The following is a 13,919-nucleotide window of genomic DNA, read 5'->3' as shown; positions in this document are numbered from 1 at the left end:
GGCCTCGCATCCGGTTGACGTCCGTCCCACTACCTGGGACTTCGTCCTGAAGGTCATGGTGCGAGCACCGAGCCGAACGGCAGGTTCCGGACAACCGTGAAGAGCGCCAGAACCGCGCCGAGACCCCACCACCAGCCGGGCCCGAGCGCTATCCGCACCGGTCTTGCACGGACCGCCTGGACGAGCCACGCGGTCCAGAGAACGGCGAAGATCCCGTATCCGGCGACGGCGAGGGCGTTGGCACCGAAGGCGGTGCCCAGGTCGCCGTGGATGAAGGCATGGGCGCTGCGCAGGCCGCCGCAGCCCGGGCAGTAGATCCCGGTGAACCGCAGCAGCGGACAGACCGGGTAGTGGCCCGGCTCGTTCGGGTCGACCGCGCCGACGTACGCGAAGGCCGCGGCGACGACGGCGATCGTTCCCAGCGGCGCGGCGAGCCGCCGCGACAGGGGTGCGGGGGTGGTGGCTGTGATGGCGTCCACCTCGTGATTGTCCCCCGCTCATGGGCAGAGGCGCAGCCCGGGCTCGCCGGGCTGCGCCTCGTACGGAGCGACGGGTGCGGTCAGGAGGCCGTGGCCTCGGCCGGCACGGGCTGCGCGGCGGCCTGCGCACGGGCCGGGACGGGGCTCTCCTTCAGGCCGAGACCGGCGGCCTTCATCGCGGCGCCGACGACACCGCCGAGCAGGGTCACGCCCATTCCGGCCCAGAAGCCGAGCGGGTTGGCCGCCACCATGAAGACTCCTGCGATGCAGAAGCCGATGACGGAGATGGTGACACCGGTCCAGGCGGCCGGGGTGTGTCCGTGGCTGCTGCCCGCCATGAGTTGCTCCTCGTTGGTCTTGCGCTGTGGGGTGAGCCGGGGGCTCGTCTTCCATTGTCCCGTACCGGAAGGGGTGCCGGGACGTGGGGGTCGTCACTGATCGCGGGTGTCACGGACCGCGGGTGTCACCGGTCCCCGGTGGGGTCCTCACCGCGGTCGAGGGCCTTCCACAGTTCCTCGGGGCGCTCCGGGTCGGCCGCGGGGCGGGCCTTGCGGGCGCCCCCGCCCTCGCGCTCGTACCGCCCGGACATCGCGGGCCAGGCGGACCCGTAGCGCAGGGCGAGCAGTCCGGCGAGGAGGATCAGCAGTCCGGCGGCGGCCGTGACGTACGGCCAGGCGGTGTGCGTGAGGGCGTCGACGCTCGTGACGGTGCCGCTCGTGGTCTGCCGGGCCTGCTCGTCGAGCGCCGCGCTGTCGGAGGCGCCCAGGAACGCGGCGGCCGCCCCGCCCGCGCCGCTGAGCGCCAGCAGCGCGGAGACGACGACGCGGCCGGTGCGGCGGACCGCGAAGACGGCGACGAGGGCGGCCAGGCCGACGACGGCGAGGGCCGCCGGAAGCCCGGTGACGTCCCGGCCGTCCGCCTGAAGCGGCACGCTGCCCGCGCCGACGGCGGCCGCGCCCTCGGCCCAGGTCTGGCCGGAGGCGAGCAGCACCACGGCGGCGCCGACGGCGCCGAGGAACAGAGCGGCGGCGAGGCTGCGCCGGCCGCCGGCGGCGGTCGCGGCGGCCTCTGCGGTCTCGGTACGGGGCTGGGGTACGGGAACAGCACTCACGCCCCCCACTATCCCTTACGCGTTCGGTTCCCGTTCAGCCGGTTCGCGGTGTGCACGGCACGCAGCACGGCTGCCGCCTTGTTGCGGCATTCGGTGTCCTCGGCGACCGGGTCGGAGTCGGCCACGATCCCCGCTCCGGCCTGCACGTACGCGGTGCCGTCGCGCAGCAGGGCGGTACGGATGGCGATCGCGGTGTCGGAGTTGCCCGCGAAGTCGAGATAGCCGACGCAGCCGCCGTACAGTCCGCGCCGGGAGGGCTCCAGCTCCTCGATGATCTGCATGGCGCGGGGCTTCGGGGCGCCGGACAGCGTGCCGGCGGGGAAGCAGGCGGTCAGCACGTCGAAGGCGGTACGGCCCGCGGCGACCGAACCGGTGACGGTCGAGACGATGTGCATGACGTGGGAGTACCGCTCGACCGACATGAAGTCGACGACCTCGACCGAGCCGGGTTCGCAGACGCGGCCCAGGTCGTTGCGGCCGAGGTCGACGAGCATCAGGTGCTCGGCGCGCTCCTTCGGGTCGGCGAGCAGCTCCTCCGCCAGGTCGTGGTCCTCCTGCGGGGTGGCGCCGCGCGGGCGGGTGCCGGCGATCGGGTGCACCATGGCGCGCCCGTTCTCGATCTTGACCAGTGCCTCGGGGCTGGAGCCGACGACGTCGAAGCCCCCGTCCTCGTGGGGGAAGCGCAGCAGGTACATGTACGGGCTCGGGTTCGTGGCGCGCAGCACCCGGTAGACGTCGAGGGCGCTCGCCTCGCACGGGGTCTCGAAGCGCTGGGAGGGCACCACCTGGAAGGCCTCGCCCGCGCGGATGCGCTCCTTGATGTCCTCGACGGCGTCCTGGAACTGTTCGCCGCTCCACATCGGCCCGGTGTACGGGGGCAGTTCGGACGGCGGCAGGGCCTGCGGCCGGTAGTCGACCGGCTGCGCCAGATCGGCCTCCATGGCGTCGAGACGGGCCACGGCGTCCGCGTACGCCTCGTCGACGCCCGTGTCGAGGTCGTTGTGGTTGATCGCGTTGGCGATCAGCAGGACCGAGCCGTCCCAGTGGTCGAGCACGGCGAGGTCCGAGGTGAGCAGCATGGTCAGCTCGGGCAGTTCCAGATCGTCCGTGCCGTGCTCGCCGATCTTCTCCAGCCGGCGGACGATGTCGTAGCCGAGGTAGCCGATCATGCCGCCGCTGAACGGGGGCGTGCCCGCGGCGAGGTCGGGACCGGGGGCGGGCGGGGTGTGCAGGGCCTCGACGGTCGCCCTCAGCGCCTCGAGCGGGTCCCCGTCGGTGGGGACGCCGACGGGCGGGGTGCCGAGCCAGTGCGCCTGACCGTCACGGACGGTGAGGGTCGCGGCGGACCGGACGCCGATGAAGGAGTAGCGGGACCAGGACCTGCCGTTCTCGGCGGATTCCAGCAGGAACGTGCCGGGGCGCTCCCCCGCGAGCTTGCGGTAGAGGCCGACCGGAGTGTCACCGTCCGCGAGGAGGCGGCGGCTGACGGGGATGACGCGGCGGTCGGCCGCCAGCTTGCGGAAGGTGTCGAGATCCATGGCGCGAAACCCTACTGGCCGAGGGAGAGCACGTCGGCGTCGAAGCAGGTACGGGCCCCGGTGTGGCAGGCGGCACCGATCTGGTCGACCTTGACGAGCACGGTGTCGGCGTCGCAGTCGAGAGCCACGGACTTGACGTGCTGGACGTGGCCGGAGGTGTCGCCCTTGACCCAGTACTCCCGGCGGCTGCGGGACCAGTACGTGGCTCGGCCGGTCGTGAGGGTGCGGTGCAGGGCCTCGTCGTCCATCCAGCCGAGCATCAGCACCTCGCCGGTGTCGTACTGCTGGGCGATGGCCGGGACCAGTCCGTCGACGCTCCGCTTGAGGCGGGCGGCGATGGCGGGGTCGAGTGCGCTGGGAATGCGGGACGTGCCTGTCATGGGCTCATTGTGCCGCGCCCACGGGCCCGGAACGGTGGTGCGTCCACTGGGCGGACGCGGCGCGCCGGTCGTAGGCTGGCCGCCATGTCGACCCATGCGAAGCGTGAACGACTTCTGCTCGCCGATCTTCTGGAGGCGGCGGGCCCGGACGCCCCGACCCTGTGCGAGGGGTGGAACACCCGCGATCTGGCGGCCCATGTCGTGGTGCGCGAGCGCCGCCCGGAGGCCGCGGGGATCGTGCTGAGCCCGCTGCGGAGCAGGCTGGAGCGGGTGCAGGCGGAGTTCGCCGCGAAGCCGTACGAGGAGCTGATCCAGCTGATCCGTACGGGCCCGCCGCGGATGTCACCGTTCTCGATCAAGCCGCTGGACGAGGCATCGAACACGGTCGAGTTCTACGTGCACGCCGAGGACGTGCGCCGGGCACAGCCCGACTGGACGGCCCGTGAGCTGGACGCGGTCTTCGCGGACACGCTCTGGTCACGGCTGGAGAGGTCGGCCCGGCTGCTGGGCCGCAAGGCCCCGGTGGGGCTGGTGCTGCGGCGTCCGAACGGGCAGACGGCGGTCGCGCACCGCGGCGCCCCGGTGGTGACGGTGACCGGTGAGCCGGGTGAGCTGACGATGTACGCCTTCGGACGGCAGGACGCGGCGAAGGTGGAGATCGAGGGCGAGAAGGACGCGGTCGACCGCGTGGGCAGGACCCAGCTGGGGATGGGCTGACCTGCGGGTTGCCGACCCGCGGGCCGGTCCGGCGCGCGTTCAGGTCCCGCCGGGGGCGGGATGCCCCGGGGCGAGGGCCGTGGCGATCCGGTTCATGAGCGTCTGGGCGGCGTTGCCCTCCGGCGTCTCTTCGGTCTTCGTGGTCGCGACCGCGATGGCGAGTCGTTCGGCGGGCAGGTAGGCCTGCACGGCCGCGTAGCCGGAGAACGACGGGTTGGTCATGATCCAGTCGTTCTGGACGAGGACACCCAGGCCGAAGTGCTTGGCCGCGGTGTTCTTCAGGCAGACCGTGGCGGGGCAGCTCTTCGTACCGCCGCCGAGCCCGACCGTGCCGGGGTCGAGCTGGGTACGGAACGCGGCCGGGGACAGCAGTTCCCCCGTGCCCACACCCTCCGCCGAGCGGGCCAGGTCGCAGATGTGGGAGGTGAGGACGGCGCCCGGCGCGGTGGTCCACGACGGGTTCCAGAAGGTGGATTCCTCGTAGGGTCCTCGTTCCGAGGTGAAGGCGTGCAGGACCGGCCGTGGGATCTCGGGCGTGGCGCCGTTGCGGGTGTCGTCCAGCCCGAGGGGGCCCATGACGCGCTGCTCCAGCAGCTGGTCGAGCGGCATTGCGGCGATCTTCTCCAGGGCGGCGCCGAGGAGCACGAAGTTGGCGTGGGAGTAGCTCCAGCTGGTGCCCGGCTCGTACCACAGGGGGTGCGCGGCCGGGTAGGCCACCAGTTCCTCGGGCGTCCACCGGCGGAAGGGGGCCGCCTCCAGCGCGGCGAGGAACTTCGGGTCGGTGACGTAGTCGTCGAGGCCCGAGGTGGAGTCGCCGAGCATCCGCAGGGTGATCCTGTCGGCGTGCGGGGCGTCGGGCAGCCAGCGCGACACCGGGTCGTCGAGACGCGCCTTCTTCTCGTCCACCAGCTGCAGCAGGGTGATGCCCATGTACACGATGGCGATCGAACCGGCTCGGAAGTGCATAGCGGGCTGCGCGGGAACGCCGGTCATCGATTCGCCGAGAGCCGTCGTGAGGACTTCCTGGCCGTCCTTCGTGACGCGCAGCACGACCGAGTTCAGGTGCAGTTCTGTCCTGGCCTGCTGCGCGAGGTTCAGGACCTCACGGGCGGGGCCGCCCCTGGACGGCGGAGAGCTGACACACGGCCGGCCGCTCCCGGCCCCGGCCGGGGCGGCGGTGCCGGCGCCGGCCGTCGCCTGGAGGCTCGCGGCGACGAGCGTCGCGGCGAAGAGGAGCGGGGCCACGCGGGGGGTGCGCCTCATCGCCTCATTGTCGGCGAACCGTCCGGACATGGCCACGCCAGGGCGACCGGGCTCCGGCGTCAGCGGGCGGAGTCGTGCCCAGCGGGGCCGTGCCCCACGGAGCCGTGCCCAGCGGCACTCCCGGCGGCGAGGTGCCGCGTCCAGGTCGCGCGCGTGTTGGGGATCCCCGGATCGGCCAGCAGTTTCAGCACGTAGGTGGCGTGCAGCCGGGCCCACGCCTCGGACGAAGCAGTCGCGGCAACCAGCCCGGCGCGCAGCGCCGGACCGTCCACCGCACGGGCGACGCCCACGTAGTGCCGGTCCTTGCACCGGTAGGGGCGGGCCACGACGAGCAGGACGAGCGCGGTGAGCCGTGCCCGCGTCGTCTCGTCGTGGCCGACGGTCGCGAGACCGCGCAGCAACTGCTCCTTCGTCCCCCAGTCCTTGGCATGGGCGGTCCAGATCTCCGGGTGGCGGGCTTCCCACTCGAGGAAGTTCAGCGCATACGGCAGTCGTGGCCGGCGAACGAGCTCGTCGGGCTGCCGCAGGCCGCACCAGAGGCCGCCCGGGAGGACGTATCTGCGCCTCCAGTGCCACGTCACGGAGTCCCGGAACCGCCGTGCCGGGCTGTTCAGCCGCCGCGCGGTGCGTTCGAGCGCGGCACCTGCCGCGAGGTGGCGCCGCAGCGCGGCCTCGCGCTCGGCAGGATCCGCGGACACCAGTCCGCGGGTCCAGCCGAGCCGGCGGTCCCAGGAGTCCCTCACCGCCCGCTCACCGGACGGGGTGTCCCGCTTCCCGCAGGGTCTCCTTGACCTGGGCGATCCGCAGGTCACCGAAGTGGAAGACGGACGCCGCCAGCACCGCGTCCGCGCCCGCCGCGATGGCCGGTGCGAAGTCGCCGAGCCTGCCCGCGCCGCCGGAGGCGATGACCGGGACCGTGACGTGCTTGCGGACGGCGGCGATCATCTCGGTGTCGTAGCCGTCCTTGGTGCCGTCGGCGTCCATCGAGTTGAGCAGGATCTCGCCCGCGCCCAGCTCGGCGGCCCGGTGCGCCCATTCGACGGCGTCGATGCCGGTGCCGCGGCGGCCGCCGTGAGTGGTGACCTCGAAGGAACCGGACGGGGTGCGGCGGGCGTCGACCGACAGCACCAGGACCTGGCGGCCGAAACGCTCGGCGATCTCGCGGATCAGCTCGGGGCGGGCGATGGCCGCGGTGTTGACGCCGACCTTGTCGGCGCCGGCCCGCAGCAGTTTGTCGACGTCGTCGGCGGAGCGCACCCCGCCGCCGACCGTGAGCGGGATGAAGACCTGCTCGGCGGTGCGGCGCACGACGTCGTACGTCGTCTCGCGGTCGCCGGACGAGGCGGTGATGTCGAGGAAGGTCAGCTCGTCGGCGCCTTCGGCGTCGTACAGCTTGGCCATCTCGACGGGGTCGCCGGCGTCCCGCAGGTTCTGGAAGTTGACTCCCTTGACCACCCGGCCGTTGTCCACGTCCAGGCAGGGGATGACTCGGACGGCGAGGGTCATGCCGCTCCCCCTCCTTCTCCTCGGTACGCCTCGACCTCGACCTCGACGACCAGTCGTGGGTCGACGAAGCCGGAGACGATGATCATCGACGCGGCCGGACGGACGGCGCCGAGCACCTCCTTGTGGGCGCGGCCGACCTCGTCGACGTCGCGGGCGTGCGTGATGTACATGCGGGTGCGCACCACGTGCTCGCTGCCGAGTCCGAACTCCTTCAGCGCGGCCAGTGCCGCGTTGAAGGAGTTGACGGCCTGGTCGTACGGGCCGCCGTCGGCGAAGGCGCCGTTGACCACCGACGTACAGCCGGAGACCAGCACCATGCCGTTCGGCAGCTCGACCGCGCGGGAGTAGCCGAAGGCCTCCTCCCACGGGCCGCCGGAGCCGATCCGGCGGACGTCGTTGCTCACCGCGACACCGCCTCCACGGCTTCCAGCGCCTCTTCCAGGGTGAACGCCTCGGCGTAGAGCGCCTTTCCGACGATCGCGCCCTCGACGCCGAGCGGCACGAGGCCGGCGAGCGCGCGCAGGTCGTCGAGCGAGGAGACGCCGCCGGAGGCGACGACCGGCTTGTCCGTGGCGGCGCAGACATTGCGCAGCAGTTCCAGGTTGGGGCCCTGGAGGGTGCCGTCCTTGGCGATGTCGGTGACGACGTACCGCGCGCAGCCCTCGGAGTCCAGGCGCGCCAGCGTCTCGTAGAGGTCGCCGCCGTCGCGGGTCCAGCCGCGGCCGCGCAGCGTCGTGCCGCGTACGTCGAGACCGACCGCGATCTTGTCGCCGTGCTCGGCGATGACCTTGGCGACCCACTCGGGAGTCTCCAGTGCGGCGGTGCCGAGGTTGACCCGGGTGCAGCCGGTGGCGAGGGCGGCGGCGAGCGAGGCGTCGTCGCGGATGCCGCCGGACAGCTCGACCTTGAGGTCCATGGCTCCGGCCACCTCGGCGATCAGCTCCCGGTTGTCACCGGTGCCGAAGGCCGCGTCGAGATCGACCAGATGCAGCCACTCGGCGCCCGCCCGCTGCCAGGTGAGGGCGGCCTCCAGCGGGGAGCCGTAGGAGGTCTCCGTGCCGGACTCGCCGTGGACGAGGCGGACGGCCTGGCCGTCGCGGACGTCGACGGCGGGGAGGAGTTCAAGCTTCTGAGCCATGATCAGAGGGTCTCGATCCAGTTGGTGAGGAGCTGGGCTCCGGCGTCGCCGGACTTCTCGGGGTGGAACTGGGTGGCCCACAGTGCACCGTTCTCGACGGCCGCGACGAAGGGCTCGCCGTGGGTGGCCCAGGTGACCTTCGGGGGGCGGATGGCCGGGTTGGTCACCTCCAGCTCCCAGTCGCGCACGGCGTAGGAGTGCACGAAGTAGAACCGGGCGTCGGCGTCGAGGCCGGCGAACATCTCCGTGTCCTCGGGAGCCTTGACCGTGTTCCAGCCCATGTGCGGGACGACCGGGGCGTTCAGCGGTCCGACGACGCCGGGCCACTCGTCGAGGCCCTCGGTCTCGACGCCGTGCTCGATGCCGCGGGCGAAGAGGATCTGCATGCCGACGCAGATGCCCATGACCGGCCTGCCGCCGGAGAGCCTGCGGTCGACCACCCAGTGTCCGCGGGCCTGCTGGAGTCCGGTCATGCAGGCGGAGAAGGCGCCCACACCGGGCACGAGCAGACCGTCGGCGTTCATGGCCGTGTCGAAGTCGCGGGTGACCTCGACGTCGGCGCCGACGCGGGCGAGAGCGCGCTCGGCGGAGCGGATGTTGCCGAAGCCGTAGTCGAAGACGACGACCTTCTTCCGCTCGCTCATGACCACACGTCCAGTCGCAGGACACCCGCGGCGAGACACAGCGCGGCTCCGAGGGACAGGAGCACGATCAGGCCCTTGGGCATCTGCTGCTTGGCGAACGAGATGATGCCGCCGATCAGGAAGAGCCCAAGGACGATCAGAACCGTGGAGAGACCGTTCACGACTAGAGAGCGCCCTTCGTGGAGGGAAGGATTCCGGCAGCGCGCGGGTCGCGCTCGGAGGCATAGCGCAGGGCCCTGGCCAGCGCCTTGAACTGGCACTCCACGATGTGGTGGGCGTTGCGCCCGTACGGCACGTGGACGTGCAGCGCGATCTGCGCCTGGGCGACGAAGGACTCCAGGATGTGCCGGGTCATCGTCGTGTCGTACGCGCCGATCATCGGCGCCATGTTCTCCGGCTCGGTGTGCACGAGGTACGGGCGGCCGGACAGGTCCACCGTCACCTGCGCGAGCGACTCGTCCAGCGGCACGGTGCAGTTGCCGAAGCGGTAGATGCCGACCTTGTCGCCGAGGGCCTGCTTGAAGGCGGCGCCCAGCGCGAGGGCGGTGTCCTCGATGGTGTGGTGGCTGTCGATGTGCAGATCGCCGTCGGTCTTGACGGTGAGGTCGAACAGCCCGTGGCGGCCGAGCTGGTCGAGCATGTGGTCGTAGAAGCCGACCCCGGTCGACACATCGACCTTTCCGGTGCCGTCGAGGTCGATCTCGACGACGACAGCGGTCTCCTTCGTGGTGCGCTCGACCCGTCCTACCCGGCTCATGAGCTGTGCTCCTTCTTCAGTGCGCGAACCGCGTCGAGGAACGCGTCGTTCTCTTCGGGGGTGCCGGCGGTGACCCGCAGCCGGCCCGGTACGCCGTTGTCGCGGACCAGGACGCCCCGGTCGAGGATCCGCTGCCACATGGCGTGGGCGTCCTCGAAGCGTCCGAACTGGACGAAGTTGGCGTCGGACTCGGTCACCTCGTAGCCGATGGCGCGCAGCTCGGCGACCAGCCGGTCCCGCTCCTCCTTGAGCTGCTCGACGTACTTCAGCAGCGTATCGGTGTGCTCCAGGGCCGCCAGCGCGGTGGCCTGGGTGACGGCGGAGAGGTGGTACGGCAGCCGGACGAGCTGGACGGCGTCGACCACGGCGCGGTGCGCGGCGAGATAGCCGAGGCGCAGTCCGGCCGCGCCGAAGGCCTTGGACATGGTCCGCGAGACGACGAGGTGGGGCCGGCCTTCGAGCAGCGGCAGCAGCGAGGGCCGGTGGCTGAACTCGACGTAGGCCTCGTCGATGACCACCAGTGACGGCTTCGCCGCCTGGGCGGCCTCGTACAGGGCGAGGACCGTCTCGGCGTCGACGGCCGTGCCGGTGGGGTTGTTGGGCGAGGTGACGAAGACGACGTCGGGGCGGTGCTCGGCGATGGCCGTCGCGGCCGCCGCCACGTCGATGGTGAAGTCGTCGTTGCGGGGTCCCGAGAGCCAGCCGGTGCCGGTGCCGCGCGCGATCAGACCGTGCATCGAGTACGAGGGCTCGAAGCCGATCGCGGTCCTGCCGGGTCCGCCGAAGGTCTGCAGCAGCTGCTGGATGACCTCGTTGGAGCCGTTGGCCGCCCACACGTTCTCCAGGGCGAGCGGGTGCTTCCCGGTGCGGGTCAGATACTTCGCCAGCTCCGTGCGCAGCTCGATCGCGTCCCGGTCCGGGTAGCGGTTGAGGCCGCGCGCGGCCTCGCGCACCCGCTCGGCGATCCGCTCGACGAGCGGCTCGGGCAGCGGGTACGGGTTCTCGTTGGTGTTCAGCTGCACGGGGACGTCGAGCTGGGGCGCGCCGTACGGGGACTTGCCGCGCAGCTCGTCGCGGATGGGGAGGTCGTCGATGCCGGTCACTTGCCGTCGGGTACCTTCCAGCCGAACCGAGCCTTGAGCGCGGCGCCGTGCGCCGGGAGGTCCTCCGCCTCCGCCAGGGTCACCACGTGGTGGGTGACGTCGGCGAGCGCCTCCCGCGTGTAGTCCACGATGTGGATGCCACGCAGGAACGACTGGACGGACAGCCCGGAGGAGTGGCAGGCGCAGCCGCCGGTCGGCAGCACGTGGTTGGACCCGGCGCAGTAGTCGCCGAGGGAGACCGGCGCCCACGGGCCGACGAAGATCGCGCCCGCGTTGCGGACCCGCTCGGCCACGGCCGCCGCGTCGGCGGTCTGGACCTCCAGGTGCTCGGCGCCGTACGCGTCGACGACACGCAGGCCGTCCTCGATGTCGTCGACGAGGACGATCGCGGACTGCCGGCCGGACAGCGCCGGGACGATGCGGCCCTCGACGTGCTTGGTCGCGGCGATCTGCGGCTCCAGCTCCCGCTCGACCGCGTCCGCCAGCTCGGGCGAGTCGGTGACCAGCACGGCCGCGGCCAGCGGGTCGTGCTCGGCCTGGCTGATCAGGTCGGCCGCGACGTGCGCCGGGTCGGCGGTGGCATCGGCCAGGACCGCGATCTCGGTCGGACCGGCCTCGGCGTCGATGCCGATCCGGCCCGTGAAGTAGCGCTTGGCGGCCGCCACCCAGATGTTGCCGGGTCCGGTGACCATGTTGGCGGGCGCACAGGACTCGGTGCCGTACGCGAACATCGCGACGGCCGTCGCGCCGCCCACCGCGTACACCTCGTCGACGCCGAGCAGCGCGCACGCGGCCAGGATCGTCGGGTGCGGCAGTCCGCCGAACTCCTTCTGCGGCGGGGAGGCGAGCGCGATGGACTCGACGCCGGCCTCCTGCGCCGGTACGGCGTTCATGATCACGGACGAGGGGTAGACGGAACGGCCGCCCGGTGCGTACAGCCCGACGCGCTCGACCGGAACCCACTTCTCGGTCACCGTGCCGCCGGGCACGACCTGGGTGGTGTGCGTCTCGCGGCGCTGCTCGCGGTGGACGATCCGGGCGCGCCGGATGGACTCCTCCAGGGCCGCCCCGACCTCGGGGTCGAGCTGCTCCAGCGCCTCGGCGATCGCCTTCGCGGGCACCCTGACGTGCTCCAGCGTCACGCCGTCGAACTTCTCCGCGTACTCGATCAGTGCCGCGTCGCCCCGATGATGGACGTCCTCACAGATGGGCCGCACCTTGTCCAGGGCGGCTTCCACGTCGAACTCGGCACGGGGCAGCAGGTCGCGCAGGGCCCCGCCCTCGGGGAGGGCGTCGCCGCGCAGGTCGATTCGCGAGATCACGGGTCAATTCTCGCAGACCGTTCTTCGGCGCCGTCGTCCGTATCAGTGGCTGATACGCGTCACAGCACTCTTCACTCCTCCCTTCGCACCCCAGAAGTCGTTCATGACCACTAGCGTTCAGTTCGTTACTCAGCGGGAACAACGGCTGTACGGAACCGGGGAACCAGACCGGGGGAAGCGAGGGGGCGGCATTGACCGAGCCGCAGGGCATCGACATGCCCAACGATCTCACCACGGCGGAGCGCACGATGTGGACCTCGTTCGAGCACGGGAGGACCTGCGACCTTCGCGACAGCAATCCACTGCTGAACGATCCCTTCTCGGAACGCGAATGGGGCCCCGGGCGCAGCGTGCGCGCCGATGTGATCGCGATGCTGCTGCTGAGCGGTCCGCCGGCACGCCCCGGGCGCGTGTGCGCGCTCAAGCTGCGCGGCGCGTACGTCACGGGCAAGCTCACCCTCTCCGGCGGCACGATCGGGCCGTACGTCGAGCTGACCGGCTGCCGGTTCGAGAGCGAACTGGCCTTTCCCGAGGCGCGGTTCACCACGCTGCGCATGGTCGGCTGCGCGATACCGCGGCTGGAGGCCGCCCGGCTGCACACCGAGGGCGACCTGCACCTGCCGCGCTGCCGGATCGAGCGCGGGATGCGGCTCACGGACGCCCAGATAGGCACGGATCTGCTGATCAACCAGATCCAGGTGCGGCCGGACCGGCGGGGCCGCGCGATCGCGGCGGACGGGCTGTCCGTCGCACAGGACCTGCAGGCCGAGCTGATCGACACGTACGGCGAGGTCAGTCTGCGCGGCGCGAAGATCGGCGTGTCGCTGAGCCTGCGCGGCAGCAGGCTGCGGGCGGTCGAGGGGCGGCGCGCGCTGAACGCCCCGCAGCTGACGGTGGAGCGCTCGTTGTACATGACCCGGGCGTGGGTCGACGTGGTCGGTGACCAGGGCGCCACTCCCCCGTTCGGCATCACCAACGCCGCCGACGGCCGGACGCCCGGGGCACGGGAGCGGCGCTTCGAGTGCCATGGCGGGGTGCGACTGGACGACGGCCGCTTCGGCGACGCCGTCGACCTCCACAAAGCCCGCTTCGTCCTGTCGGACGCGCGGCGGGAGGAGCTGTCGCTGCGCAGGATCGTCACCCCCGAGCTGCGCTTCAACGGGGAGCGGCCGGAGCAGGGGCGCGTCGTGCTGAACGGCGCGAAGGTCGTCACGCTGATCGATCTCTCCACGAGCTGGCCCGGGCCCGGCGGGCTGGCGATGGGCGGTTTCGTGTACGAGAACCTCGTCCCGTACAGCCGCTTTCCGCTGGCGCGACGACTGGAGTGGATCGCCGCGGCGACTCCGGAGTACGCGCCGGAGCCGTACGAACGGCTCGCGACCGTGCTGCGCAACAGCGGCGAGGACGCGGACGCCCGTGAGGTGCTGCTGGCCAAGCAGCGCCGCCGCCGCGAGACCCTGCCGCTCGCCGCGAAGCTGTGGGGTTTCCTCCAGGACTGGACGGTGGCGTACGGCTACCGGCCGGGCCGGGCCGCGCTGTGGATGGCGGTGCTCTGGGCGGCCGGTGCGGTGGCCTTCTCGCGCTACGACCCCTCGGCGATCAAACCGGACGAGCACCCGGAGTGGAACCCGTCCCTGTTCGCCCTGGATCTGCTCATCCCGGTGATCAACCTCGGCCAGGACGGCTACTGGCGCCTGGAGGGCCGCTGGCAATGGGCGGCGGCCGCGCTGATACTCCTGGGCTGGATCCTCGCGACGACGGTGGCGGCAGGCGCGTCACGGATGCTGAGACGCAGCTGAGGCGCAACTGAGGTGTGCGGGAGACAGGGGGCGCGCGAGGCGCGACGGGGGTGCGCGAGGGGCTCTCGCGTGCGTCCGAATACGCGCGCCTTTGCGTTTTCTTGACCTTGGCCAGGACAACCATTCCACCTGCTACCAAAACTTCACAGATGCCCTCTGGCG

At 71.8% G+C, this 13,919-nt stretch carries 17 protein-coding genes; 2 read left to right on the top strand and 15 right to left on the bottom strand.

The window, feature by feature from the left end:
- Nucleotides 1-53: 53 nt before the first annotated feature.
- The 5 genes from ACIQMR_RS02875 to hisI all read right to left on the bottom strand — a co-directional run bounded on the left by ACIQMR_RS02875 (nucleotide 54) and on the right by hisI (nucleotide 3,508).
- Nucleotides 54-479, bottom strand: coding sequence for a DUF2752 domain-containing protein (locus ACIQMR_RS02875; protein WP_266374917.1), 426 nt, complete (start codon nucleotides 477-479; stop codon nucleotides 54-56).
- A gap of 80 nt (nucleotides 480-559) precedes the next feature.
- On the bottom strand, nucleotides 560-817 hold the full coding sequence (locus ACIQMR_RS02870; RefSeq protein ID WP_401382072.1) for an HGxxPAAW family protein: 258 nt from the start codon (nucleotides 815-817) through the stop codon (nucleotides 560-562).
- Nucleotides 818-942: 125 nt separating this feature from the next.
- Complete coding sequence (locus ACIQMR_RS02865) at nucleotides 943-1,590, bottom strand: TIGR02234 family membrane protein (protein WP_401382069.1); 648 nt, start codon at nucleotides 1,588-1,590, stop codon at nucleotides 943-945.
- Between the two features lie 8 nt (nucleotides 1,591-1,598).
- Nucleotides 1,599-3,128 (bottom strand): anthranilate synthase component I, encoded by a 1,530-nt coding sequence (locus ACIQMR_RS02860; RefSeq protein ID WP_401382067.1) that lies wholly within the window; start codon nucleotides 3,126-3,128, stop codon nucleotides 1,599-1,601.
- An 11-nt stretch (nucleotides 3,129-3,139) separates the two neighbouring features.
- On the bottom strand, nucleotides 3,140-3,508 hold the full coding sequence (gene hisI, locus ACIQMR_RS02855; RefSeq protein WP_358664896.1) for a phosphoribosyl-AMP cyclohydrolase: 369 nt from the start codon (nucleotides 3,506-3,508) through the stop codon (nucleotides 3,140-3,142).
- 84 nt (nucleotides 3,509-3,592) lie between these two features.
- Here hisI and ACIQMR_RS02850 point away from each other — a divergent pair, with 84 nt between their 5' ends.
- A complete protein-coding gene (locus ACIQMR_RS02850) occupies nucleotides 3,593-4,225 on the top strand; it encodes a TIGR03085 family metal-binding protein (protein ID WP_401382065.1) in 633 nt (210 codons plus the stop codon).
- 39 nt (nucleotides 4,226-4,264) lie between these two features.
- On the opposite strand, the gene ACIQMR_RS02845 is transcribed toward ACIQMR_RS02850, so the two are convergent.
- Genes ACIQMR_RS02845 through hisD form a run of 10 tightly spaced genes read right to left on the bottom strand, consistent with a single transcriptional unit; the run spans nucleotide 4,265 to nucleotide 11,958 of the window.
- Complete coding sequence (locus ACIQMR_RS02845; protein ID WP_401382063.1) at nucleotides 4,265-5,488, bottom strand: serine hydrolase domain-containing protein; 1,224 nt, start codon at nucleotides 5,486-5,488, stop codon at nucleotides 4,265-4,267.
- 59 nt (nucleotides 5,489-5,547) lie between these two features.
- Complete coding sequence (locus ACIQMR_RS02840; RefSeq protein WP_401382061.1) at nucleotides 5,548-6,231, bottom strand: hypothetical protein; 684 nt, start codon at nucleotides 6,229-6,231, stop codon at nucleotides 5,548-5,550.
- A 7-nt stretch (nucleotides 6,232-6,238) separates the two neighbouring features.
- Nucleotides 6,239-6,994, bottom strand: a complete 756-nt coding sequence (gene hisF, locus ACIQMR_RS02835) for an imidazole glycerol phosphate synthase subunit HisF (protein WP_401382059.1) — start codon at nucleotides 6,992-6,994, stop codon at nucleotides 6,239-6,241.
- Nucleotides 6,991-7,398 (bottom strand): RidA family protein, encoded by a 408-nt coding sequence (locus ACIQMR_RS02830; protein ID WP_401382056.1) that lies wholly within the window; start codon nucleotides 7,396-7,398, stop codon nucleotides 6,991-6,993. Before ACIQMR_RS02830 ends, hisF begins: the two co-directional genes overlap by 4 nt.
- Nucleotides 7,395-8,132 (bottom strand): bifunctional 1-(5-phosphoribosyl)-5-((5-phosphoribosylamino)methylideneamino)imidazole-4-carboxamide isomerase/phosphoribosylanthranilate isomerase PriA, encoded by a 738-nt coding sequence (priA, locus tag ACIQMR_RS02825; RefSeq protein ID WP_266374899.1) that lies wholly within the window; start codon nucleotides 8,130-8,132, stop codon nucleotides 7,395-7,397. The genes ACIQMR_RS02830 and priA overlap by 4 nt, the downstream gene beginning before the upstream one ends.
- Before the next feature lie 2 nt (nucleotides 8,133-8,134).
- Entirely contained in the window at nucleotides 8,135-8,776 is a 642-nt protein-coding gene (gene hisH / locus ACIQMR_RS02820) for an imidazole glycerol phosphate synthase subunit HisH (RefSeq protein ID WP_401382055.1), read from the bottom strand.
- Nucleotides 8,773-8,937: a hypothetical protein gene (locus ACIQMR_RS02815; RefSeq protein ID WP_266374897.1), complete on the bottom strand. Its 165-nt coding sequence runs from the start codon at nucleotides 8,935-8,937 to the stop codon at nucleotides 8,773-8,775. Before ACIQMR_RS02815 ends, hisH begins: the two co-directional genes overlap by 4 nt.
- A gap of 2 nt (nucleotides 8,938-8,939) precedes the next feature.
- Nucleotides 8,940-9,533, bottom strand: coding sequence for an imidazoleglycerol-phosphate dehydratase HisB (gene hisB, locus ACIQMR_RS02810; protein WP_328724972.1), 594 nt, complete (start codon nucleotides 9,531-9,533; stop codon nucleotides 8,940-8,942).
- Entirely contained in the window at nucleotides 9,530-10,636 is a 1,107-nt protein-coding gene (locus tag ACIQMR_RS02805; RefSeq protein WP_401382052.1) for a histidinol-phosphate transaminase, read from the bottom strand. Before ACIQMR_RS02805 ends, hisB begins: the two co-directional genes overlap by 4 nt.
- Nucleotides 10,633-11,958 (bottom strand): histidinol dehydrogenase, encoded by a 1,326-nt coding sequence (hisD, locus tag ACIQMR_RS02800; protein WP_401382050.1) that lies wholly within the window; start codon nucleotides 11,956-11,958, stop codon nucleotides 10,633-10,635. The genes ACIQMR_RS02805 and hisD overlap by 4 nt, the downstream gene beginning before the upstream one ends.
- A 191-nt stretch (nucleotides 11,959-12,149) precedes the next feature.
- On the opposite strand from hisD, the gene ACIQMR_RS02795 reads away from it, so the two are divergent.
- On the top strand, nucleotides 12,150-13,757 hold the full coding sequence (locus ACIQMR_RS02795; RefSeq protein WP_401382048.1) for an oxidoreductase: 1,608 nt from the start codon (nucleotides 12,150-12,152) through the stop codon (nucleotides 13,755-13,757).
- The last annotated feature ends 162 nt before the right edge of the window (nucleotides 13,758-13,919 follow it).

The sequence above is a fragment of the Streptomyces sp. NPDC091376 genome (genome assembly GCF_044757085.1).
GTDB classification, from domain to species: domain Bacteria; phylum Actinomycetota; class Actinomycetes; order Streptomycetales; family Streptomycetaceae; genus Streptomyces; species Streptomyces pratisoli.
The sequence above is the reverse complement of the archived record's forward strand: the minus strand, read 5'-3'. Positions and strand labels throughout refer to the sequence as shown.

Bases quoted from the DNA above. Each gene is read 5' to 3' on its own strand.
- ACIQMR_RS02870 (WP_401382072.1), bottom strand. From the start codon at position 817: ATGGCGGGCAGCAGCCACGGACACACCCCGGCCGCCTGGACCGGTGTC.
- ACIQMR_RS02860 (WP_401382067.1), bottom strand. From the start codon at position 3,128: ATGGATCTCGACACCTTCCGCAAGCTGGCGGCCGACCGCCGCGTCATC.
- hisI (WP_358664896.1), bottom strand. From the start codon at position 3,508: ATGACAGGCACGTCCCGCATTCCCAGCGCACTCGACCCCGCCATCGCC.
- ACIQMR_RS02850 (WP_401382065.1), top strand. From the start codon at position 3,593: ATGTCGACCCATGCGAAGCGTGAACGACTTCTGCTCGCCGATCTTCTG.
- ACIQMR_RS02845 (WP_401382063.1), bottom strand. From the start codon at position 5,488: ATGAGGCGCACCCCCCGCGTGGCCCCGCTCCTCTTCGCCGCGACGCTC.
- hisF (WP_401382059.1), bottom strand. From the start codon at position 6,994: ATGACCCTCGCCGTCCGAGTCATCCCCTGCCTGGACGTGGACAACGGC.
- priA (WP_266374899.1), bottom strand. From the start codon at position 8,132: ATGGCTCAGAAGCTTGAACTCCTCCCCGCCGTCGACGTCCGCGACGGC.
- hisH (WP_401382055.1), bottom strand. From the start codon at position 8,776: ATGAGCGAGCGGAAGAAGGTCGTCGTCTTCGACTACGGCTTCGGCAAC.
- hisB (WP_328724972.1), bottom strand. From the start codon at position 9,533: ATGAGCCGGGTAGGACGGGTCGAGCGCACCACGAAGGAGACCGCTGTC.